This is a genomic window from Phyllobacterium sp. SYP-B3895, from assembly GCF_009647635.1.
Classification (GTDB): Bacteria; Pseudomonadota; Alphaproteobacteria; order Rhizobiales; family Rhizobiaceae; genus Phyllobacterium; species Phyllobacterium pellucidum.
In genome coordinates this window covers 623286-646310 of record NZ_WJIG01000002.1, presented here as the reverse complement: position 1 = coordinate 646310, position 23025 = coordinate 623286, and the positions used below count along the sequence as shown (strand labels likewise).

Sequence of the window (23025 nt, the reverse complement as noted above, 5' to 3'; positions counted from 1 at the left end):
TCATCACTCGAATCGTTCGGGAAGATGCGAATCCTCGGCAAGATCGGTGAAGCGCGTGAATTCCGACTGGAACGCAAGCCTCACGGTTCCCGTCGGGCCGTGGCGCTGCTTGGCGATGATGACTTCCGCCTTGCCTGAAGCCTCGTTGAGATCGGCCTGCCACTTGAAATGCTCTTCCGTCCCTACTTTCGGCTCCTTGTTCTTGATATAGTATTCATCGCGATAAACGAAAAGCACGACGTCGGCGTCCTGCTCGATCGAACCGGATTCGCGCAAGTCCGAAAGTTGCGGGTGTTTGTCTTCACGGCTTTCCACCTGGCGTGAAAGCTGGGAGAGGGCGATGATCGGCGTGTTCAGTTCCTTCCCGAGCGCCTTCAGGCCGGTTGTTATCTCGGTGATTTCCTGAACGCGGTTTTCCGAGGCGCGCTTGGAAGAGCCCTGCATCAGCTGAATATAGTCGATGACGAGAACGTCGAGCCCGCGCTGCCGCTTGAGTCGCCGTGCCCTTGCGGCAAGCTGGGCGATCGAGATACCGCCGGTCTGGTCGATATAGAGCGGCACGCGTTGCATGTGCTGCGAGCAGGCGACCAGCTTTTCGAAATCGGCCTCGCTGATTTCGCCTCGGCGGATTTTCGAGGAACTGATCTCCGATTGCTCGGAAATAATACGCGTCGCCAGCTGTTCCGACGACATTTCGAGCGAAAAGAAGCCGACGACGCCGCCATTCTTGGCCTTGAAGCTGCCATCCGCCTGCTGTTCCGGCTCATAGGCCGCGGCGATGTTGAACGCGATATTGGTCGCAAGCGAGGTCTTGCCCATGCCGGGACGCCCGGCGAGTACGATAAGGTCGGAAGGCTGCAGCCCGCCCATGCGCGCATCGAGTGCGCGTATGCCGGTGGAGATGCCGGAGAGGTGGCCGTCGCGCATGAAGGCGGCATTGGCCATGTCGACCGCGGACTTCACCGCGTCGGTGAAAGTCTGGAACCCGCCATCGTAGCGGCCGGTTTCGGCAAGCTCGAACAGCCGCCGCTCAGCGTCCTCGATCTGGCCTTGCGGGGCGACATCGACGGGAGCGTCATAGGCGATATTGACCATGTCCTCGCCGATGGTGATCAGCGCGCGGCGGGTCGCGAGGTCGTAGATGGCGCGGCCGTAATCCTCGGCATTGATGATTGTCACCGCTTCGGCCGCGAGACGGGCGAGATATTGCATGACCGTCATGTCGCCGACCTTCTCGTCGGCCGGCACGAAGGTTTTCAGCGTCACCGGATTCGCCATCTTGCCCATCCGGATCATGTCGGATGAGATCTCGAAAATCTTGCGGTGCAAAGGTTCGTTGAAATGGGTCGGCTTCAGGAAATCGGAAACGCGGTAGAACGCATCATTGTTGACAAGAATGGCACCCAGAAGGGCCTGCTCCGCCTCGATATTATTGGGAGCCTCCCTGTAGAAGGCGTCGCGCGCCTCATTGATCTTGCGTACCGTTGCTTCAGCCATTTCGCCTTTTCCTGTTATCCCTTCACTATGGCCACCGGGCATTTGACCGCGCAATGCGGGGTCGAAACATACATTTCAATCCACAACAAAAGCAGACTCGGATTGTTTGAAGCTTGACTCAGAGAGGCAGATTCGGGGCGCGATTCGCCTTCCTGAATCTACACCCGGCGCGGGAAATTGTGCAAATTGCAGGCGGCATTAAGCTGTGCGAACGCTGGCCGCTCCGCTCAGCTGCGGTAGGACCAGCGCCGATTCTTTCGCGGGGAATGGATCCTCGGGACGGACCGACGATAACGGCAGCATAGGCCCGAGGGTGATCGTGGTGGCATTCCAGGCGCAAGATGACGGCGAAGGGGAAGAGGGGCGGCCTAGCGCCCCGCTACCGACTCCTTCGTATTGACCTGGCTGTTGGCGGAGCTGCGCTCGCATTCGAGACGCCTCAGCCGCTTTTCTGCCTCGAATATATAGTCGCGGGTCAGCGGCACGGCCTCCTGCTGGTGCGCCAGCTGGATCTGGAACACGACGAGGTTCTGCCAGCGGAAAGCGGCTTCCGAGGCGGCGAGATAGAATTCCCACATCCGGCAGAAGCGTTCGTCATAAATCGCTTTGGCCTGTTCGCGATTGTCCATAAAGCGCTCGCGCCAGATACGCAGCGTCTCGGCGTAGTGGAGACGCAATATCTCGATATCGGTGACGACAAGGCCTGCTTTCTCGATATGCGGGACGACTTCCGACAGGGCCGGGATATAGCCGCCTGGGAAGATGTATTTCTGGATGAACGCATTCGTGTAGGACGGACCGTCCGAACGGCCGATGGAATGCAGGAGGAACACGCCGTCCTTTTTCAGAAGTCGGGCCGTGTGCTGGAAATACTCGGCGAAATGGCCAACGCCCACGTGCTCGAACATGCCGACGGAAACGATGCGGTCGAAACCGTCCTCCAGCGTGCGGTAGTCGCGCAGATCAAAGCGCGCGCGTGCCGAGAGGCCTTCATCGAAGGCGCGCTTATTGGCAACGCCGTGCTGCTCCTGCGAAAGCGTGACGCCGGTAACGTCTGCTTCGAGATATTTGGCAAGGTAAAGCCCGAGACCACCCCAACCGCAGCCGATATCGAGCACCTTCTGGCCCTTCCTGGCGAGAAGCTTTGCGGAAATATGGCGCTTTTTCGCAAGCTGCGCCTCTTCGAGCGTCGCGTCAGGGCGCTCGAAATAGGCGCAGGAGTACTGCATGTCGCTGTCGAGGAAGAGACGATAAAGGTCTCCCGAAAGGTCGTAGTGCCGCTGCACATTGTTCGATGCGCGGGTCAGCGTGTTCATCTGGTGCAGTCTGCGCGTGGCGCGGCGGATGCCTTCGATTGCCAGCATCCATGGTTCCCGGGCAACCGTTGCCCCGGTATTCTCGAATATGATCTTGAGGACATCGTAGATATTGCCGTCAAGAACGTCGATTTCGCCGTTCATATAGGCTTCGGCAAAGTGCAGCGACGGGTCGAACGCGATTTTCCGCTCTGCGGCGGCGCTGTTGATGCGAAAGGCGATCGGTTCGCCCGTTCCATCGCCAAACGTCCGGGATTTGCCCGAGGCGTCCGTTATTACAAGGGTACCAGTGTGGATCAGCCGTGATAGTGCAGCCTTTAGAATGGCATTCATGAACAATCTCCATCATTGACGATAGAGCTCGGCCATCAGAGCAAAGGATGTCCAAAAGGTATGTCTTCTTGGGCGGAAACCCGGCGTTCCGGGCAGATTCGGAATAAATTCTGCGGGCTTTGGCTCGACCGATGCGCTCGGTCTTGCCGGACCCTTTGACCGTATCCCGAATTTCCTCCGGCAGAATGGTGCCATTTGGATATCCTTTGCTCTAGAAGACTCAACCTTGAGTCTAGGTCGGGCATGGGTAGGACAAGTAAATCTACTCAATTTTTTCATTCTGAAAAGCAAAAAAACACCCGGCATCTCTGCCGGGTGTTTTGTGCGACCCAAATAAAGCAGTTACCTCATGGTAACCGAAGTACTATCAGGCGTTTTCTTCGCCTTCTTCGTCCTCGTCGAAGAATTCGTCCGAAAGCGGAGCTTCTTCAATTCCGTAGATCGCCTGAGCGGAGGTAAGGTCTTCGCCCTTTACCTGACGCTCGGCTTCGTCGGCCGTGCGGGCGATGTTGATCGTGACCGATGCCTCAACTTCCGGATGCAGGGCGAGAACGACCTTGTGCAGGCCGATCGTCTTGATGGGCAGGTTGAGTTCAACCTGGTTGCGGTTGAGCGAGAAGCCTTCGGCCGTGATCAGGTCGGCGATATCGCGCGTCGATACCGAACCGTAAAGCTGACCGGTCTCGCCGGCCGAGCGGATGGCGACGAAGGTCTTGCCGTTGAGCTTGTCGGCAATTGCCTGGGCTTCGGACTTGCGCTCGAGGTTGCGGGCTTCGAGCTGGGCGCGCTGGCCCTCGAACTTCTTCTTGTTGGCTTCGTTTGCACGAAGAGCCTTGCCCTGCGGCAGGAGGAAGTTACGGGCAAAGCCGTCCTTTACCTTGACGGTGTCGCCCATCTGGCCGAGGCGGCTGATACGTTCGAGAAGAATGACTTCCATTTTGAGTTTCCTTTCAAGTTCAATTGTCGTTGTTGGGTGTTGTATTCGCAGCCTTCGAAACCGGCGCGCTGCGCGATGTGTCGAACAAACCGGCGAGAAGGAAGAAGAAAAGCACGAAGACGAAGAGCATCACGGCGAAGTAGGCGAACCATAGCGCCACCGGACGCCACGCGGCTCCGCGTGTCCGTGCGTGAAGCATGGCAAAGCCGGCCATGATGAAGCAGGCGCCAAGGGCGCCGGCAAAGGCGGTTGCGGCATAGCCGATACCGCCCGGAAGAAAGCACGCGGCACAGGCAACGGCAAAGACGGCAAGTGCCGGGCGCGGCATGCGCAGGGCGCGCGGCCAGTCATCCCTCGGACGGCGCAGTTTGCCCGACGCTGCCGTGAGACGCAGGGCAAGGTAGAAATTGGCGACGATGATCATCACCCAGACGGCCGGCTGCATGGCCGGCAGGACGCGCACGACGAACAGCGCCATGTCCTGGACGGCTTCCGCATTGGCAGCAAGTTCTGGATTGCTCGCGGCAAGCTGCTGTCCAAGCGACGCGGCAAGCTGCGCGGCAAAATCATCGCCAAAGCCGATCATCACGCCGATGGCGATGAAACTTGCGCCGACAATCAGCGCAAGGCGAAGCAGCATGTCGGCGATCGGATACCAGACATAGGTATCCTTCGGGCCGCCTATCTCCTCGGCAGGACGTGCAAGGCCAATGAAGTAGGAAGCTGCCGCGGCGGGCAGCGCCGTGATAAGCACGACGACGATGGCGGCGGTCGGTGCGGCAAGCACCGAAACGGCAACGGCCATGGAGAGAGCGGCAATGAAGCCAGCGCCGGTGCCCCAGCCGAGGGCGGCAACGAAAATCGGAAGCGGGGAAAAGAGCAGAAGCGCCATGGCGAGCGTCGACTGCGTGATGACGCCGACCGAGAGCAGCGCAGCTGCGAGCCCCGCCATTACTCCAACGCCAATATCTTTTGCAGTCAGTTTCATCTCGCTCGCTGTCCTGCTTCTTGAGCAGTTAGAGGCGGTCTTCGACCAGAGCCTCAACTTGGGTTTTTTGTTCGCCAGGCCCGCGCCCATCGCGGATGGCAAGGAAGGCGGCGGCTGGGCTGCCGCCTTCGGTCTTGTCTTACTTCACAACGTAGGGCAGGAGGCCGAGGAAACGTGCACGCTTGATCGCCTGGGCGAGTTCGCGCTGCTTCTTCTGGCTGACAGCCGTGATACGGGAAGGAACGATCTTGCCACGCTCGGAAATGTAGCGCGACAGGAGCTTGATGTCCTTGTAGTCGATCTTCGGCGCATTCGCACCCGAGAACGGGCAGGTCTTGCGGCGGCGATGGAAGGGACGGCGGGTCGGGATCTGATTGATATCAACCATTATTCTGCTCCTTCACCGGCTTCGTTGTCACGCGGACGACGCGGACGGCGCGGACGATCGTCGTCGCGGCCACCGAACTTGTTGTCGTCACGGTCACGGCGATCGTCGCGACGTGCGAGCATGGCCGACTGGCCTTCCTCGTGTTCGTCGACGCGGATCGTCATGAAGCGCAGGACGTCTTCATTGATGCGCTGCTGGCGCTCGAGTTCGGCAACAGCCGCTGCCGGAGCAGTGATGTTGAGAAGCGAGTAATACGCCTTGCGGTTCTTGTTGATACGATAGGTGAGGGCACGCAGTCCCCAGCTTTCGATACGCCCGACTGATCCGCCATTGGTCTCGATGATGCCCTTGTACTGTTCTACAAGCGCATCGACCTGCTGCTGCGAAATGTCCTGTCGGGCAAGGAACACATGTTCATAAAGAGCCATTGTCTTTGCCTTTCTTCGTTAATATTGCCCGGCATCAACGGTAAACCTCTGCGAATCTCTCTGCCGGAAGACCGGGGAAGAAAGGACGCTGATGGAGACGATCGAGAGCGGAGACACGGGAGGCTGAAGCTTTACGCTTCGACGGATGCTTGATCCGGCCCTCCGTTCAGCCCCCAGCTGACGCCGAGCAATGAACGGGCGGCTTATACGGGCAAAAGGTCAAAGAAGCAACCCGCCCGCCCGAGAATATTCGAGGCAGCGGGATCGGCCGATTCAAGCGGATGTAAGCCTCGACGATGGTGCCGGGATCGGCCGACCGTGATCATGTGCAGCTTCCAGCCAGGCTTCGATGGCGTCGTAGGCATTGTGAACGGCCTCTTCCGGCGTGCTGCCATCGCTCATGCACCCGGGCAAGTCGGGAACGTAGGCCACGAAACCGCCGCCATCATCCTCGGAGAGCGGCGAGACCACGACCGGATACTTATGGTAGGTCATTTGCGCTCCTGACGGGCGTCGACGAACTGGACGCTGAGCCAGAATTGATGAGCAGTGCGTTGGCTGCAGTCAATATGACAATTGGTTCAATACTGTGGGCTTGCCGGCCGCTGCAGCATCAAAGCTTGACTTCGCGCTTGCCCATAGGCACATCGCGCGTCAGATTGACAAGCGAGCGAACGATTGGAGGCCCTTCCATGTCCATAGCATTCACCTTCCCGGGACAGGGAAGCCAGGCCGTCGGCATGGGTAAGGCGCTGGCGGACAACTTCGCTGAAGCGCGTGCGGTGTTCGACGAGGTGGATGAAGCCCTTGGCGAGAAGCTATCGGCAATTATCTGGGAAGGCCCGGAAGAGACCCTGACCCTGACAGCCAATGCCCAGCCGGCGCTGATGGCGGTTTCCATCGCCGTCCTGCGCGTCCTTGAGGCAAAGGGTGTCTCGCTGCAGGACAAGGTCGCCTGCGTTGCCGGGCATTCGCTCGGCGAATATTCGGCACTTTGCGCGGCCGGCACGTTCTCGCTCGCCGACACGGCCCGGCTTCTGCGTATTCGCGGCAATGCCATGCAAAAGGCCGTTCCCGCCGGCGAGGGCGCCATGGCCGCGATCATCGGGCTGGAGCACGCCGATGTCGAAGCAGTTTGCAAAGAAGCGTCTGCCGGAGGACCTGTGCAGATCGCCAACGACAATGGCGGCGGCCAGCTGGTGATTTCCGGGGCGAAGGCCCCTGTCGAGGCGGCGGCGGCGCTGGCAACGGCGAAGGGCGCAAAACGGGCTATCATGCTGCCCGTATCCGCGCCTTTCCACTCGGCGCTGATGGCGCCGGCGGCTGAGGCCATGCGCGAAGCGCTCGCCGCTGTGCGCATGCAGGATCCGATCGTGCCGCTCATTGCCAATGTGCGCGCAACGCCCGTCACCTCCGCCGATCAAATCGCCCGGCTGCTGGTCGAGCAGGTCACCGGCCAGGTGCGCTGGCGCGAAACCGTCGAGTGGTTCGGCGCAAATGGCGTGACGACGCTCTATGAGATCGGTGCCGGCAAAGTGCTGACCGGCCTTGCCCGCCGTATCAACAAGGACATTTCCGGGGTCGCCATCGGTACGCCGGAAGACATCGATGCGGCAGTCGCCGCGCTCAACGCCTGAGACAAGAGGGACATACCATGTTTGATCTGACCGGCCGCAAGGCGCTCGTGACGGGCTCGACAGGGGGCATTGGCGAGGCGATCGCGCGGATGCTGCACGCACAGGGCGCCACAGTCGGGCTGCATGGCACCCGTGTCGAGAAACTGGAATCCCTGGCCGGCGAATTCAGCGACCGCGTCAAGATTTTCCCGGCCAACCTTTCGAGCCGCGAAGAAGTCAAGGCGCTGGGCGAGAAGGCGGAAGCCGACCTCGAAGGCGTCGACATCCTCGTCAATAATGCCGGGATCACCAAGGACGGTCTTTTCGTTCGCATGAGCGACGCCGATTGGGACAGCGTGCTCGAGGTCAATCTGACGGCCGTCTTCCGGCTGACACGCGAGCTGACGCATCCGATGATGCGCCGCCGCTATGGCCGCATCATCAACATCACCTCCGTCGTCGGCGTCACCGGCAATCCGGGCCAGACCAACTATGTTGCGTCCAAAGCCGGCCTGATCGGCTTTACGAAGTCGCTGGCGCAAGAGATTGCCAGCCGCAACGTGACGGTCAATTGCGTCGCGCCGGGTTTCATCGAATCGGCCATGACCGACAAGCTCAACGACAAGCAGAAGGAAAGCATCATGGCCGCCATCCCGATGCGCCGCATGGGCACCGGTGCCGAGGTGGCTTCGTCGGTTGCCTACCTTGCCAGCAGCGAGGCCGCATACGTCACCGGCCAGACCATTCACGTCAACGGCGGCATGGCAATGATTTGAGCCTGTTAGTGCAGGTATCGGTGGGTATTGGGTCCAATCCCATTTATGAGATTGAGGCGACGAATAAAGCGTGATAAGTCGCGCACCAGTTTGGGCAGTCAAACCGATTTGATGTCCTTTCAAATTCCGCAAGGAAAGAGCCGCATGGGTGGGTGTTTTGGCTGCCGAAGAGGGTAAAACAACCATCTTATTGCTTGATTAGAGTCATCCGTGCCGCTAACCAAGGCATAGGAAAAAACAAACAGGTTGAGGTTCCACATGAGTGATACTGCAGAACGCGTCAAGAAAATCGTCATTGAACATCTGGGCGTTGATGCCGAGAAAGTCACCGATGGTGCGAGCTTCATCGACGATCTGGGCGCCGACAGCCTTGATACTGTCGAGCTCGTGATGGCCTTTGAAGAAGAATTCGGCGTCGAAATTCCCGATGATGCTGCTGAGACGATTCTGACAGTCGGCGATGCGGTCAAGTTCATCGACAAGGCACAGGCCTGATTTTCGTTCGGCTCGCCACCGCGTGGATGGTGATGTAAGGTGTTCTGCCTTCCTCGTTCATGCGTGGAGCCGGAAATAATCATGTTGCATATGACATTGAAGGATCGGCCATGAGGCGCGTTGTCATAACCGGCCTTGGGCTGGTGTCTCCTCTCGCATCCGGTGTTGAAGCCACCTGGTCTCGTTTGCTCGCAGGCCAAAGTGGTGCCCGGCGCGTGACGGAATTCGAAGTTGATGATCTGCCCTGCAAGATCGCTTGTCGCATTCCGGTAGGCGACGGCACCGACGGGACGTTCAATCCGGATGAATGGATGGAGCCCAAGGAGCAGCGCAAGGTCGATCCATTCATCATCTACGCCGTGGCGGCCGCCGATCAGGCGCTTGCCGATGCCAAATGGGCGCCGGAGAGCGATGAAGACCAGATTCGCACCGGCGTGCTGATCGGATCGGGCATTGGCGGTCTCGAGGGTATCGTCGAGGCTGGTTATACGCTGCGGGACAGAGGTCCCCGGCGCATTTCGCCATTTTTCATTCCGGGCCGCTTGATCAATCTCGCCTCCGGGCACGTTTCGATCAAGCACAAGCTGCGCGGGCCGAACCATTCGGTCGTCACCGCCTGTTCGACCGGCGCGCATGCGATCGGCGATGCCTCGCGTCTGATTGCCTTTGGCGATGCCGACGTGATGGTTGCCGGCGGTACGGAATCACCGGTCAGCCGCATTTCGCTTGCCGGCTTTGCTGCATGCAAGGCGTTGTCGACGGCGCGCAACGATGATCCGACGGCTGCTTCGCGGCCCTATGACGAGGACCGCGATGGCTTCGTCATGGGCGAGGGCGCTGGTGTTGTCGTCCTTGAAGAGCTCGAACATGCCCTGGCACGCGGTGCAAAGATTTACGCTGAAGTGATCGGCTACGGTCTTTCTGGCGATGCCTATCACATCACCGCCCCGTCAGAGGATGGCGAAGGTGCGCAGCGCTGCATGGAAATGGCCCTGAAGCGCGCTGGTATAACGCCTGACGATATCGATTACATCAACTCTCACGGTACCTCGACCATGGCCGACACCATCGAACTCGGTGCGGTCGAGCGCGTTGTCGGCGATGCTGCATCGAAAATTTCCATGTCTTCGACGAAGTCGTCGATCGGCCACCTTCTCGGCGCGGCAGGTTCCACCGAGGCTGTGTTCTGCGTCCTCGCCATTCGTGACAATATCGCGCCTGCCACCATCAATCTCGACAATCCGTCGAAGGAAACCAAGATCGATCTCGTCCCGCACAAGCCGCGCGAACGCAAGATCGATATCGCCCTGTCCAATTCCTTCGGTTTCGGCGGCACGAACGCTTCGCTCGTATTGCGGCGTTATCAACAGTGATGCGAGCATGGCGGGAGCGCTCATTCGCGCTTTCGCCATATTCGCAATCGATTCTACCGGCTCTAGAGCAGAGGATATCCGAGGTGCTTGAGTGAGCTCAGATCAACAGTCTGGAGACGCGAACGCCGGCAGTGCGCCGGCGCGCAAACCGATCGTGCCGCAATCGGCGTCGGAAGCTTTGCGTCCTGAGCCGGGTACGCCCCCGCCTGCGCCGAAGAAGCGTTCGCGGCGCGCCCGCAGCCAGATCGTCGTTTTCGCGAATTTTCTGTTCTCGCTGGTTGTGCTGGTGGTGTTGGCCGCCGCCGCTGCGGTGTACTTCGGCAAAATCGCCTTCAACGAGGCGGGGCCTACCGAAGTTACAACCAATTACGTGGTGAAGAGCGGTACAGGTTTTGCCGAGATTGCCGACGGGCTTGAGCGCCGGGGCATCATTTCCGATGCCCGCGTGTTTAAATATGCAGTGCGCGCCTACGGCTTTCAGAACGATATGAAGGCCGGCGAATATGAGATCAAGGCCGGGGCGTCGATGCACGAGATCATGGATCTTCTGCGCAGCGGCAAGTCCGTGCTTCATTCGCTGACAATTCCCGAAGGACTGACGGTCGAGCAGATTTTCGAGCGCATTCAGGAGGACGATGTTCTCACTGGTGATCTGCCCGCAGTTTTGCCGGCGGAAGGTTCGCTCTTTGCCAATACGATGCGCTTCTCACGCGGCACGACGCGCGAGGAACTCGTCAAGAAGATGCAGGCCGACCAGAAGAAGCTTGTCGACGACATCTGGGAGCGTCGCGACCCCAGCGTTCCGCTGAAGACCATCGATGAATTCGTCACGCTTGCCTCAATCGTTGAGAAAGAGACCGGCAAGGCGGATGAACGCCCGCGCGTCGCCGCTGTCTTCATCAACCGCCTCAACAAGAAAATGCGGCTCCAGTCTGATCCGACAATCCTCTACGGTTTGTTCGGCGGCAAGGGCAAGCCGACGGATCGGCCTATCCTGAAATCGGACCTCGAAAAGCCGACACCCTATAACACCTATACGGTGAACGGGCTGCCGCCTGGGCCGATTGCCAATCCCGGGCGCGATGCGCTGGAGGCCGTTGCCCATCCATCGCAGACCAACGAGCTTTATTTCGTTGCCGATGGGACCGGCGGTCATGTGTTTGCTGCGACGCTTGAAGAACATAATGATAATGTGAAGCGCTGGCGCGAGGTCGAGAAGAATCGCCTGGATGAGGCTGCCAAGGCGGCGACAGGCGACAAGAACGCCGCACCGGACGTCGATAGCGGCAACTAAACGGACGAGCCCGCATTGAAGCCGGGCTCGAGGGGGCACAATGTCACTGCAAAGCATGACGGGGTTTGCCCGGCACCTTCGCAATATGGCCGGCGCACAGATTTCCTGGGAGATCAAATCGGTCAATGGCAAGGGTCTCGACGTGCGGTTTCGACTGCCGGCAGGGCTTGAAGCAATCGAACAGAAGGCGCGCAATTTCGTCGCGCAGCATTTCAAGCGTGGCAACTTCCAGGCGACGTTGACCGTGGATCGCACAGCGAATATCGGTCGCGCCATCGTCAACGAGCCGCTCCTCAAGGAGTTGGCTTCCATCGCCGCACATCTTCGCGAGGAGTACGGCCTTGCGCCGTCGACGCCGGAGGGCCTGATGGCATTGCGCGGCGTGCTGGACGTGCCGCAGGAGGTGGTCTTGCCGGGCGACCAGAGCGAACTCGAACACGCGGTCCTGGCTGTGCTTGACGAAACGCTCATCGAACTCGCGCATAATCGTCAGGCCGAAGGCAAGGCGCTCGGCGAGATATTGCGGGTGCAGATCACGACAATCGAGATGCTGGCGCAGCAGGCGCGGCTTGATCCGAGCCGCTCGCCTGAAGCAATTCGTGCCCGTCTCGCCGCTCAGGTCGCCCTTCTTCTCGATGCGGCGCCTGCACTCGATGAGGCGCGCCTGCACATGGAAGCGGCCTTCCTCGCCACCAAGGCGGATATACAAGAAGAACTCGACCGGCTGGAGATGCATGTGGCATCGGCGCGCGCGCTTCTGAAAGAAGGCAATGGCGTCGGCCGCAAGCTCGATTTCCTTACGCAGGAATTCAATCGCGAGTCCAATACGCTCTGTTCGAAGGCCAATGCGGCATCGATCACGACAATTGGGCTTGACCTGAAGGCCGTTGTGGATCAATTGCGCGAGCAAATTCAGAATCTGGAGTAATCATGTTCAACAGCATCAAGCGACGCGGTCTCATGCTGGTCCTGTCGTCCCCGTCCGGTGCAGGAAAATCAACGCTCGCCCGGTTGTTGCTCAATGATACCGGATTGAAGCTCTCGCTTTCGATCAGCGTGACGACGCGCCCGCGCCGCGCCAGCGAAATCGAAGGGGTGCACTATCATTTCATCTCGGTTCGTGAATTTGAACGCCTGCGCGACAGCGACGCGCTGATCGAATGGGCCGAAGTGCATGGCAATTTTTACGGCACGCCGCGTGAGGCCGCTGAAAATGCTCTCGCCGATGGTCAGGACATGCTTTTCGATATCGACTGGCAGGGCGCGTTGCAGCTCCAGGAAAAGATGAAGGGCGACATTGTCAGTATCTTCATCCTGCCGCCCTCGATGGCGCACCTGAAGCAGCGCCTGCATCGCCGCGCCGAAGACACCGAGGAAGTCATCGACATGCGCCTGCGCAATGCGCGCAACGAAATCGAACGCTGGCGTTCATATGACTATGTCGTGGTCAACGAGGATCTCGACGAAGCATTTCATCAGGTACAGTCGATCGTCACGGCCGAACGGCTGCGGCGTGACCGCTGCCCGGGCCTCTTCGATTTTGTCAGCGGCCTGCTCGAAGAAAAGCTCTAAAGAGCGTTTGCGAGCGCAACGAATTCTTCGATCGAGAGCGTTTCAGCGCGCCGGGTCGGGTCGATCCCGACCTTCTGCAGCAATGCCTCGCCGCCAAGCGGCTTGATGCTCTGCCGCAGCATTTTTCGTCGCTGGCCGAATGCTGCCTGGGTCACACGCCCCAGCGTCGCTGCATCGCACGCGAGTGGCGACTGGCGCGGGACGAGGTGCACGACGGATGAAGTCACCTTGGGCGGCGGAGTAAATGCCTGCGGCGGCACATCGAAGGTGATTTTTGCCTCGGTCCGCCAGCCTGCGAGAACGCCGAGCCTCCCATAGGCGTCGGAACCCGGCCTCGCGACAATCCGTTCGGCCACTTCGCGCTGCAACATCAGCGTCAGCGACGCGTAGAACGGCGGCCAAGGCTCGCTGAGGAGCCAGCCAATCAGCAATTGCGTGCCGACATTGTAAGGCAGGTTGGCAACGATCTTGACGTCGCTGCCATTGGCCAACTGCTTGAAGTCGACTTCCAGCGCATCGCCGGGAATGACCTTGAGCGCACCCGGATAGTGATCGGCTATTTCCTGAAGGGCAGCGAGGCAGCGTTCATCGCGTTCGATGGCGATGACATGGGCACCTTGCGCGAGCAGGGCGCGCGTCAATCCTCCAGGACCAGGACCAACCTCGATGACGGTTTGTCCCGCGAGATCACCCGCTTGCCGCGCAATCTTCGCTGTCAGGTTGAGATCAAACAGAAAGTTCTGGCCGAGCGACTTTTTCGCCATCAGGCCATGCCGTTCGATGACCTCTCGTAGCGGCGGCAGGCTGTCGATACTCATGCGGCAGGGCGCTTCAGTTGGGCGCGCTTGGAGTGAAGCTCTCCGGCCAGTCTGAGCGCGGCGATGAGGCTGTCGGGCTTGGCTTTTCCCGTGCCGGCTATGTCGAATGCGGTGCCGTGGTCCGGCGAGGTACGGACAAATGGTAAGCCGAGCGTTACGTTAACGCTGTCATCAAAGCCGAGCGTCTTTACCGGAATGAGCGCCTGATCGTGATACATGCAGATGGCTGCATCATATTGGGTGCGCGCCGCGGCGTGGAACATGGTGTCGGCCGGAAGCGGCCCCCGCGCGTCGATACCCTCGGCGCGCAACGTCTCGACGGCTGGACGGACAATCGTCTCGTCTTCCATGCCCATGCTGCCGTGTTCGCCGGCGTGCGGGTTGAGCCCGGCAATGGCGAGGCGCGGATGAGCGATACCGAACTGCTCTTTCAAGGCGAGGGCTGTAATGCGGGAAACCGTGAGAATTGTCGCTGCATCCAGGACCGTCGCCACTTTGTTTAGCGCAATGTGGATGGTGACCGGCACTGCGCGAAGTTCGGGACCCGCGAGCATCATGACAGGCGTGACCTTATGGCCGAGATGTTCGCCGGCAAGATGAGCAAGAAACTCGGTGTGTCCGGGATATTTGAACCCTGCTTCGTAGAGCGGTTTCTTGGCGATGGGGCAGGTGACGACCGCATGGGCTTCACCCGCCAGCGTGAGCGCAACCGCGCGCTCTATTGCCTCGATCGTCGCGGCAGCATTCGCCACCAGCGGCACACCCGGCCTGTCGATCTGCGGGTGCTGCAACGGTATTACCGGCAGTGCCCGATCAAAAGTTCCTGCCGCAGTTTTCGGGTTTGTCGGCTCAACCGGAACATCCAGCCCCAACCGCAATGCCCGCGAGCGAACGAAATCCGGATCGGCGAGGAGGAAGAAGGCAGGAATTTGCATTTCCTGGCGCAATTGCCAGGCGGCAATGGCTATGTCGGGGCCAATGCCCGACGGATCACCGGAACTAACGGCGAGGGCGGCATTCATGCGCGTGCAATCCGATCATTCGTTGACGATTTTCGCCTTGCTGCGCAGTTCTTCGATGTATTTCTTGTCGACGGCTTCGGCGGTTGCATCCTTCTTGCCGTCGCCGGTGGCCGCAGCATCCTCCTGCGAGAACACCATGCGGGCAACGCGGTCGTCCGAAACCTGGCGTGATGCGCATACGCCAAGGAATTCAACGCCCTTGCCAGTATCGAGTGTCGTTGTCGCCTGGCCGACCGGCGTCGAGATGACCTGCTTCGACCATTCCGGCGGCAGTTCCTGTTCGACGAACTTGCCTAGATCGAGCACCGTTACGTCGAGCGTGCCCTTGGCGATCTCACGTGTGTTTTCGCAGCCGTTGAAGCGGGCGCGGAGGGCGTTGGCTTCCGCCCGCCTTTTCGCGAGTATGCCGCGATTATTCGCCGGCACGACAAAGATCACTTGCTGCAACTTGTACTCGGTCGAAACCGGTTTCTTGCCGCCATCCTTCAACATGCGTTGGACGGCTTCCTGCTCCGATACGCGAACACCGCCCTGGGATTTGTTGCGCGTGGAAAGCGCGCGGCCCCAGCTCATCTGGATGCGGATAAATTCCTTGAAGTGAGTGGAAGTGACGCCGGACTTGTCGAGAATAGTATTGAGCTGATCGAGCGACATCTTGTTGTTGGTGGCAAAACGCGCATAGGCGTCGTTCACTTCACCGTCCGAAACGAGAAGATTGAGCCGCTTCAATTCCTGGCGCTTGAGCGCTTCGGTCGTCAATTCGTCCCGGGCTTCCTGGTTGAGGTTGCCCTTCTTCTTCTGCAGTTTGAGGAATGCGGCCCGCTTGGTGATGTCGTAATCGGTGATCGGAATACCGTTGACGATGACCTTGACCTCGCTCGCCGCGGCAGGCACGGCCGTTCCGCCCAGGAGCGTAGAGGTCAAAGCGGCAGCAATAAGTGCTACAAGTAGATGTTTCCTCGCCATCATGTTCCACTATATCCGATCATAGGCCATTCTTGCCGAATGGATGGTAGTCTTATGGGTTCTCGTGACACTCTATTGTCGCTCTAGTAAGGCAAAAGCATGACTGGCTGCAAGTACAGCCTGTCATGCGAGCGATCAGATACCGCCGATATCAACCGGCTTGCCGAATTCCCACAACGTCCGGAACGAAATATTGAAGCCGAACTTCGTCGTTTCGTCGCCCTTGTCACCCGTCGAGGTGATGGGTTGTTCCTGCTGATAGTACATCATGTAGGTAAAGCACTCGTCGTCATAGGCGAGGGCCGCCGTACGCTTGACCAGCGCTTCGTGGAAGATGTCGTACGTGCCGGATCCGAGAACCCGCCAGTTCGGTGTCATCTTCAACGATCCACCGACCGTTGCCTCATGCCTGTCGTCAGAGAAGCCATAGGTCGGCTGCGCGTCGATAAAAGCATATTTGACGAAGAGCGTGCCGTATTTACCCGTTTCGGTGCTGGCGACTTCGGCGCGCCGAACTGCAAACGAGTCCTTGTCGAAACGGCCGCCGGTTGTCAGGGTGAAGCCACCGCGATTGGCGCCGATCATTGCCACATAGTCGGAGCGCGCCGAATCAAGCCCGGATTCAGCACCTGCATTGACAAAATCGGGCCCCGCAAAAGAATTCAGGCCGCCGAGCTGGAAGGATTGGCCGGCGATACCGTTGAGCGACCAGCCATTGTTGAACGTGCCGGAATAACGGAAACCGAGATTGGCGCGCGTGCCGCCTTCGATGCGGTCATAACCGGAATATTTGTCGCGGTCGAAAAGGCTGGAGGCGTCGAACACGAAGCTTTGCGCGTCTTCGTTCGGCATCTCGCCATTATAGGGCTCGTCGTTGCGCACGAAGAGCTGCGCAGTGGGCTCGAGAATATGCGTCGAACTCGTCGTGGAGAAGAGTATCGGCCATTTGGTTTCCATGCCGGCTGTCGCCATGCCGCGGAAGGCCTCGGATCGGGTCACGCCGATCGAGTCGGAATCGACGTACATGCCATCGGCGCGCAAAGCGAGAATTGGGGTGATGACCAGGCCATTATCTGCGATGAATGTGCGTTTCCATTCCGCTTCACCAGTGATGCGGCCGTCATTGCCCTCGACACCGGAGAGATAACCGGCTCGGTTCAAGCCGATGGGGGTCGTGCCGTCCTCTTCGTCGCGATGCAGATTCTGCAAATTCACGTCAAAACTGAGTTCGCCGCCTGCCACTGATTGTGGCAGGTAGTAGGCATAGTCGACGACGGGCAGGACGTATGGCTGCTTCGGCTGCGAGGAACCATTCGGCGTTCCGTCAGGGTTCTGATCCGGAATGCTTTCCTGGACATGGAAGCGATACAGCCGCGCATCGAAATAGTTGCGGTCGTTTATACCCGTCAAATAGATCTGGTCGGTGATATTATAGCCCGAATAGCCCTCGATCCCGTAGCGGTACGCGAACGACTTGTCCGACTGGGCCATGAGATTCCAGCCGTAGGACCAGCGTGGATTGATCTGGAACGCGCCTGTCGATCCGATCATGCCGCGATTGGTCTTCCGGTCTTCCGGCTCACCCGGAGAGAATGTATTCGGATCCTGCTGGCTGATGCCGGCGAGCCTTAACGTATAGGCGCCGTTGGCCAGCCGGTGCCGCCACTCGACATCGCCCAGAAAGCCCTGCTTGGTATAGTAGGTGCCAGTCGTCGTCAGGTCGTAGTTCGGCGCCAGGGCCCAGAAATAGGGAACGGAAATACCCGAGCCAAGCTCGGTTTCATGCTGGTAACTCGGCATCAGGAAGCCGCTCTTGCGCTTGACGGTCGGGTCGGCAATTTCGAATGATGGCAGATAAGCCAGGGGCATGCCGAACATTTCGAACCGGCCGCGCTCGAAGCGGATCGTTTTCTTCTTGCCGTTCCAGACGATCTTCTGGGCGCGGACCTGCCAGATCGGCGCACGATCGGGCTTGGCGCGGCACGGCTCGCACGCCGTATAGATGCCATTGTTGAAGACGGTCAGCTCACCGCCGATACGTTCGGCGCTCTCTGCCGCAAAGCGGGTATTGTCGGCTGCTTCAACGCGCAAGGCATTGACGAAGCCTTCGCGGAAATCGTCGGTAACGTCGAGATTTTCGGCATAGATGCGATTGCCGTCTTTTTCGACGAGTTCGACCTTGCCCATCGCCTTGAGGCGCCCGGTCTTCTGGTCATAGGTAACCTGACGCGCAACAAGCCTGTTGCCGTCATAATCGATCTGTACACCGCCGACTGCGGAAATGGTCTTGGCGTTGATATCATAGACGAGTTCGTCCGATTCCAGCAGAAGCTGGGCATTCGGGTTGGTCTGGACATTTCCGGTAAGCGCATCAGCGCCGCCCATCTGGGCATAGGCTGGGAGTGAAATCCCGCCCGCAAGGCATAGAACCGCCGTCCCGCACGCCAGCCGTGCGAACCACGTCGGCAACACCGAGCGCGTTACATTCAATCCCACTCTAACCATCCTCCTTGTGCAACAGAAAGGAGACCCCAAAAAATGTTGCAATCAGCACGGGTGTCCATGCGGCGACGAAAGGCGGGACGAATCCTGCGTTCCCGAATGCCTTGACCACAACAGTGACGACATAAAGCACGAAGCCTGCGAGGACGCCACCCAGAATCATCGTCCCCGATTGTCCGAAACGAACAAATTTCAACGAAACGGTTGCAGCGATTAAAGTCATCGCCATCAGAAGAGCCGGCAAAGCCAGCAAAGACTGGAAATGCATGTCAAAAGCGTTGGCTGGATAGCCAAATGAGCGGGCTGCGGCAATTTTGTTACGCAGCTCAAAAAAAGGAATGGTCTCGGGCCGAGCGAGGCTTTCTTCAACGAATTCAGGGCGAAGATGCGTCGGGATCCGAACCTCGTCCTGCGCGACAGGGGTCGAGCCGAGGACGAATTTGGTAACGTCGGCGAGCTTCCAGTAGCCCTCTTCAAGGTCGGCTACCTTGGCGTCGAGCCGCTCTAGAATATCCTGATTCTTGTCGAGCCTGATGAAGGTCGCATCGACCAGGCGCAACCCGCGATTGACCACTGACTTGGCACCGATAATGGTCTCGCCATCTTCCGTCTTTTGCCGCAGCCAGGGCACCCGATCGGCCTGCACGTCATTGGCCTTGCCGGCGCGCCAGTTTGCCGTGATCTGCTCACTCCGGTCGAAGCCCCAGGCGGCGAGGGGATTGACGAGAAGAATAGCGACGAGACCGAACAGCAGTGCGCCGGTGCAGGCGGGCAGGAGGAACTGCCAGGCGGAGACGCCGACCGAGCGCGCGACGACCAGCTCATATTTGCGATTAAGTGAAATCAGCGTTGCCATTGCCGAGAACAAGGCAATGAAGGGAAACACCTGCTGCATGATGTAGGGAACCCGCATCGCAGAAAGGCCAAAGGCCTGGATCGCCGAATAGTCGGGGAGCGACGAGAGCTTGCCCGAGAGTTCGGTGAAGTCGAGAATCAGCGCCAGTGCGAAGCTGCCGAAGAGGAAATACATCGTGATCTGCACATAACGCAGGAAGAAGTAGCGCCCGAGGGTCCAGCCGATCATGAGCGTCCTCCGCGTCCACGACGGAAGAGCCTTGCGCCAGCCCCGGCAAAGGCGGTCTGCGGCGTCGCAAAGGCATCGCGAACCCAGTTGCTCCATTTTACCGGCACGCCAATCTGGCGGTTGGTAACAAGTGCATAGGTCGCCAGCAAGGCCGCGCCGATCGGGAATGCAAAGAGCAGGGGCAGTACCGAGGCATTCTTGTCGCTGCTTTGCCCGGCGGAATAGCCGAGCCAGAACACGATGAGGCTAAGGGTGATCGCCGTAAACGATGCCGATACCCGGGCTTCGCGGTGCGAGCGCGAATCGGCCGCGGCTGCGAGCGAGATCAACGCAAAAACAATGGGATACATCCAGTCTGTCAGCCGCTTGTACAGCTCCGACTGGTAGCGCAGCGGGTTCTGCTGGAAATATTTGTCGTTGGGATCCGGGCTCAGCAGATAGGTCAGTGGCCGGTCCTTCGGAAACAGGGTGACATTGTCGTCGTCCGCCGGCAGCATTGCCGCAAGATCAAGCGCGTAGGTGTTGAACTTGATGATCGAGACATTGCCCGTCTGGACGTCGCGGCGATCGATCTCGCCATCTTTCATGATCAAAAGGTTTTGCTCGCCCGTATCGAACACCAGGCCGTCCTTGGCGTAGTAGATGAGGTCGGTCGTCTTGTCGCGCGAATCGGAGACGAAAAGCCCTTTTATCGCGCCATTCGCGTCGCGGTTCTCGATCTGCAGATAGAGGTCCGTGTCGATCTCCTTGAACGTGCCCTGTTGCACGACGAGGTTGATGACGTCGGAGCGCGCTTCGGCAACCATCTGCCGCATGTTCATCGATGAGTAGGGGACGATGAAATTGTTGATGAGGAAAGACGCTGCCGAAATGACGACCGCAAACAGCAAAACGGGGCGGATGACGGCGGAGCGCGGCGCACCGGCGGCATTGATGACGACGAGTTCCGAATCCTGATTCATGGTCGAGAGCGTCTGGGCCACTGCGATCACGAGTGCGAACGGCATCACGATCGGAAATGCTGCCGGAAGCAGGTTCGAGCTGAATTTCAGGATATAAAGAAAACTTTGGCCGCTGGTGGTCAGGAAGTTGATGCGGTTCAGAACCTGAACGATCCATGTGATCCCGACCGCCGACAGCAGGACGGAAAAAAACATGACGACGATCCGTCGCAAGATATATATCTCAATCAGGCGCATGTCATGTTTCGCAAAAGAGTTCCGCCACTTCGTTCGACCGACCGGCCACAAAACACCGGTTGCTTAATCCATGCCATGAACTCCATGGCATTATTTTTGCCGCACTATGGGACGAACCCGTTACATGTTCAATAAACCCGACATATGTTCACTCTAGTCAGGCTTGGCTAAAAATAGGCGAAGAAAGCTGGTTAACAAGATGTTAGTCAAGGTTCTTCGCAACCATCCCTTCTTTCACCGCTCTGGTGAATAGGAAAATCACGGTTTTGTTCGATCTGGAGATATCATGTCCAAACGCCCATCCATCAGTTTCGCCAAATTTGCAGCCGTCGAGAAAGGCACTGCGATCGTGCTTGTCGCCGCAGAGGGCAAGACCGCTGCAGAGGCCGAATCTATCGTCGGGCAGGCGCTGCTCTCGCGTATCATCGGTGTCTCGGATTTCAAGGGAAAACTCGCTGCAACCCTGTCGACTGTGGCGCCGTCCACCGAACTCGAAAGTCTCGTCCTCGTCGGCACCGGAGACCCCGCCAAGCTCAAGGCGGATGACTGGTTGAAGATCGGGGGCGCGGCGTTCTCCAAATTGGGCAAGGCAAAGGATGTGTCGGTGATCCTGGCTTTGCAGGCCAGCGAGATTTCCGCCGAAAATGCTGCCGAGTTCGCGCTGGGCATGCTGCTGCGCGCCTATACCTTCGACAAATACAAGACGAAGAAGGGCAAGAACGACGATGAGGCCAAGGAGAGCAAGTCGGCGGCCAGCATCACCATTCATGTTGCCGATCCGCAGGCGGCAAAGAAGGCCTATTCGGACGCCGAGGCCATCGCTGCCGGCGTGACCCTGGCGCGCGACCTTGTGAACGAACCCGCCAACATTCTTGGCCCGGTCGAATTTGCCGAACGTGTCGAGGAGTTGAAGAAGCTCGATGTGAAGGTCGAAATCCTCAGCGAGAAGGACATGAAAAAGCTCGGAATGGGCTCGCTTCTGGGCGTTGCCCAAGGCTCTGTCCGCCCGGCGCGCCTTGCGATCATGGAGTGGCACGGCGGGAAGGGCAAGGACAAGCCGATCGCATTTGTCGGCAAGGGCGTTACCTTCGATTCCGGCGGCATCTCCATCAAGCCTGCGGCCGGCATGGATGAAATGAAGGGCGACATGGGCGGCGCCGCTGCCGTGACCGGTCTCATGCACGCCCTCGCGTCCCGCAAGGCCAAGGTCAACGCGGTCGGCATCATCGGCCTTGTCGAGAACATGGTGAATGGCGAGGCGCAGCGCCCCGGCGACATCGTCACGTCGATGTCGGGCCAGACGATTGAAGTGCTGAATACCGACGCGGAAGGACGTCTCGTCCTCGCCGATGCGCTCTATTATTGCAACGACCGGTTCAATCCGAAGTTTATGGTCAACCTTGCAACGTTGACCGGCGCCATCATGGTGGCGCTCGGCGTCTACCGCGCCGGCCTTTTCTCCAACGACGATACGCTTGCCACGCAACTCTTCGATGCAGGCGAGGCGACTGGCGAGAAGCTTTGGCGCATGCCGCTCGGCGATGAATATGACAAGCTGATCGACACCAAGAACGCCGACATGAAGAACATTGGCGGGCGTCACGGCGGTGCGATCATCGCCGCGCAATTCCTGAAGCGCTTTGTCGGCGATACGCCTTGGGCCCATCTGGACGTTGCGGGTACGGCCATGGGGTCGCCGGCAACCGAATACAGCCAGTCCTGGGCCTCGGGCTTCGGCGTTCGGCTCCTCGACCGCCTGGTAAGGGACAATTTTGAAGGCTAGTCTGGTGGACGTCACACTCTACGGTCTCGATGAAAGCGTCTATACGCGGATCGTGCGGCTGGTCCTTCACGCGAAGGGCCTGGCGTTCGAGCTGGTCGAGACCGATCCGTTCGAAGGCGGAACAGTGCCGGAGGGTTACGATCTACGCCATCCCTTCAAGCGCATTCCGGCCATCGAGATCGATGGCGTTCGCCTCTATGAGACGGACGCCATAGTCCACTATATCGATGCAATCTTAGAACCATTGAGCCTCACTCCGACGGACGTGGAAATTGCGGCGCGTATGCGCCAGCTGATGCGCATCATCGACAATTACGGCTATCGGCCGCTCGTGTGGGGCATATACGTTCCGCTCTGGTGGCGCGACGGCGAGCAGCCTTCGCGCGAAAGCATTGAAGACGGACGGCGCGTCCTGCGGGTTCTTGAGAGTTTTGTCGCGGCATCGCCCGGTGCCGCCTTTGCCGACCCGACGCTGGCGACGTTTTATCTCGCAAGCGTGCTGGCTGCGGCCGACAGCGTGGCGATCGGCTCGAACCTCATTGACGAACAGCCGCGCTTGCGTGAATGGTGGAACGGTGTTCGAACGTTGCCGATCATGGCGTCCACGCGTTCGCAACATACGAAATTTTGATCGCCGA

The 23025-nt window shown here is 59.1% G+C and carries 22 protein-coding genes; 9 read left to right on the top strand and 13 right to left on the bottom strand.

Going from position 1 to position 23025, the window contains the following annotated elements; genetic code table 11:
• Positions 1–3 precede the first annotated feature (3 nt).
• From GF108_RS09550 to GF108_RS09520, 7 genes are all read right to left on the bottom strand, one after another.
• Positions 4–1497: a replicative DNA helicase gene (locus tag GF108_RS09550; protein WP_027229807.1), complete on the bottom strand. Its 1494-nt coding sequence runs from the start codon at positions 1495–1497 to the stop codon at positions 4–6.
• 368 nt (positions 1498–1865) lie between these two features.
• Entirely contained in the window at positions 1866–3146 is a 1281-nt protein-coding gene (locus tag GF108_RS09545) for a cyclopropane-fatty-acyl-phospholipid synthase family protein (RefSeq protein ID WP_153667767.1), read from the bottom strand.
• A gap of 367 nt (positions 3147–3513) precedes the next feature.
• Positions 3514–4083: a 50S ribosomal protein L9 gene (gene rplI, locus GF108_RS09540; protein ID WP_091919068.1), complete on the bottom strand. Its 570-nt coding sequence runs from the start codon at positions 4081–4083 to the stop codon at positions 3514–3516.
• Between the two features lie 19 nt (positions 4084–4102).
• Positions 4103–5071, bottom strand: a complete 969-nt coding sequence (locus GF108_RS09535) for a DUF2232 domain-containing protein (RefSeq protein ID WP_153667766.1) — start codon at positions 5069–5071, stop codon at positions 4103–4105.
• Positions 5072–5210: 139 nt separating this feature from the next.
• Positions 5211–5459 carry a 30S ribosomal protein S18 gene (rpsR, locus tag GF108_RS09530; protein ID WP_027229803.1) on the bottom strand — a complete coding sequence of 83 codons (249 nt, stop codon included), beginning with the start codon at positions 5457–5459 and terminating at the stop codon, positions 5211–5213.
• On the bottom strand, positions 5459–5887 hold the full coding sequence (gene rpsF / locus GF108_RS09525) for a 30S ribosomal protein S6 (RefSeq protein WP_027229802.1): 429 nt from the start codon (positions 5885–5887) through the stop codon (positions 5459–5461). The genes rpsR and rpsF overlap by 1 nt, the downstream gene beginning before the upstream one ends.
• Positions 5888–6160: 273 nt before the next feature.
• Complete coding sequence (locus GF108_RS09520; RefSeq protein WP_153667765.1) at positions 6161–6382, bottom strand: type II toxin-antitoxin system HicB family antitoxin; 222 nt, start codon at positions 6380–6382, stop codon at positions 6161–6163.
• A 197-nt stretch (positions 6383–6579) separates the two neighbouring features.
• Here GF108_RS09520 and fabD point away from each other — a divergent pair, with 197 nt between their 5' ends.
• The 7 genes from fabD to gmk all read left to right on the top strand — a co-directional run bounded on the left by fabD (position 6580) and on the right by gmk (position 13013).
• The gene (gene fabD / locus GF108_RS09515; RefSeq protein WP_153667764.1) at positions 6580–7524 is read left to right on the top strand and encodes an ACP S-malonyltransferase; all 945 of its coding nucleotides are present in this window, start codon (positions 6580–6582) and stop codon (positions 7522–7524) included.
• Positions 7525–7541: 17 nt separating this feature from the next.
• A complete protein-coding gene (gene fabG / locus GF108_RS09510) occupies positions 7542–8279 on the top strand; it encodes a 3-oxoacyl-[acyl-carrier-protein] reductase (RefSeq protein ID WP_153667763.1) in 738 nt (245 codons plus the stop codon).
• 258 nt (positions 8280–8537) lie between these two features.
• Positions 8538–8774, top strand: coding sequence for an acyl carrier protein (locus GF108_RS09505; RefSeq protein WP_008128530.1), 237 nt, complete (start codon positions 8538–8540; stop codon positions 8772–8774).
• Positions 8775–8884: 110 nt separating this feature from the next.
• Positions 8885–10147, top strand: coding sequence for a beta-ketoacyl-ACP synthase II (gene fabF / locus GF108_RS09500; RefSeq protein WP_027229799.1), 1263 nt, complete (start codon positions 8885–8887; stop codon positions 10145–10147).
• 91 nt (positions 10148–10238) lie between these two features.
• The gene (mltG, locus tag GF108_RS09495; RefSeq protein ID WP_036813190.1) at positions 10239–11441 is read left to right on the top strand and encodes an endolytic transglycosylase MltG; all 1203 of its coding nucleotides are present in this window, start codon (positions 10239–10241) and stop codon (positions 11439–11441) included.
• A 40-nt stretch (positions 11442–11481) separates the two neighbouring features.
• Positions 11482–12369: a YicC/YloC family endoribonuclease gene (locus tag GF108_RS09490; RefSeq protein ID WP_153667762.1), complete on the top strand. Its 888-nt coding sequence runs from the start codon at positions 11482–11484 to the stop codon at positions 12367–12369.
• Positions 12370–12401: 32 nt separating this feature from the next.
• Complete coding sequence (gene gmk, locus GF108_RS09485; RefSeq protein WP_027229797.1) at positions 12402–13013, top strand: guanylate kinase; 612 nt, start codon at positions 12402–12404, stop codon at positions 13011–13013.
• On the opposite strand, the gene rsmA is transcribed toward gmk, so the two are convergent.
• The 6 genes from rsmA to GF108_RS09455 form a co-directional block, all read right to left on the bottom strand.
• The gene (gene rsmA / locus GF108_RS09480; protein ID WP_153667761.1) at positions 13010–13831 is read right to left on the bottom strand and encodes a 16S rRNA (adenine(1518)-N(6)/adenine(1519)-N(6))-dimethyltransferase RsmA; all 822 of its coding nucleotides are present in this window, start codon (positions 13829–13831) and stop codon (positions 13010–13012) included. The two genes, gmk and rsmA, sit on opposite strands and share 4 nt — an antisense overlap.
• Positions 13828–14853, bottom strand: a complete 1026-nt coding sequence (gene pdxA, locus GF108_RS09475; protein WP_153667760.1) for a 4-hydroxythreonine-4-phosphate dehydrogenase PdxA — start codon at positions 14851–14853, stop codon at positions 13828–13830. The genes rsmA and pdxA overlap by 4 nt, the downstream gene beginning before the upstream one ends.
• Before the next feature lie 15 nt (positions 14854–14868).
• Positions 14869–15822: a peptidylprolyl isomerase gene (locus tag GF108_RS09470; protein ID WP_153667759.1), complete on the bottom strand. Its 954-nt coding sequence runs from the start codon at positions 15820–15822 to the stop codon at positions 14869–14871.
• 132 nt (positions 15823–15954) lie between these two features.
• Positions 15955–18315, bottom strand: a complete 2361-nt coding sequence (locus GF108_RS09465) for an LPS-assembly protein LptD (protein WP_370462117.1) — start codon at positions 18313–18315, stop codon at positions 15955–15957.
• 1 nt (position 18316) lies between these two features.
• Positions 18317–19405, bottom strand: coding sequence for an LPS export ABC transporter permease LptG (gene lptG / locus GF108_RS09460; RefSeq protein ID WP_153667757.1), 1089 nt, complete (start codon positions 19403–19405; stop codon positions 18317–18319).
• A complete protein-coding gene (locus tag GF108_RS09455; protein WP_036813177.1) occupies positions 19402–20604 on the bottom strand; it encodes an LptF/LptG family permease in 1203 nt (400 codons plus the stop codon). The genes lptG and GF108_RS09455 overlap by 4 nt, the downstream gene beginning before the upstream one ends.
• Positions 20605–20890: 286 nt before the next feature.
• Between GF108_RS09455 and GF108_RS09450 the strand changes: the two genes are divergently transcribed.
• Both GF108_RS09450 and GF108_RS09445 read left to right on the top strand, forming a co-directional pair.
• Positions 20891–22387: a leucyl aminopeptidase gene (locus GF108_RS09450; protein ID WP_153667756.1), complete on the top strand. Its 1497-nt coding sequence runs from the start codon at positions 20891–20893 to the stop codon at positions 22385–22387.
• Between the two features lie 4 nt (positions 22388–22391).
• The gene (locus GF108_RS09445) at positions 22392–23018 is read left to right on the top strand and encodes a glutathione S-transferase family protein (protein ID WP_172982604.1); all 627 of its coding nucleotides are present in this window, start codon (positions 22392–22394) and stop codon (positions 23016–23018) included.
• Positions 23019–23025: the final 7 nt, after the last annotated feature.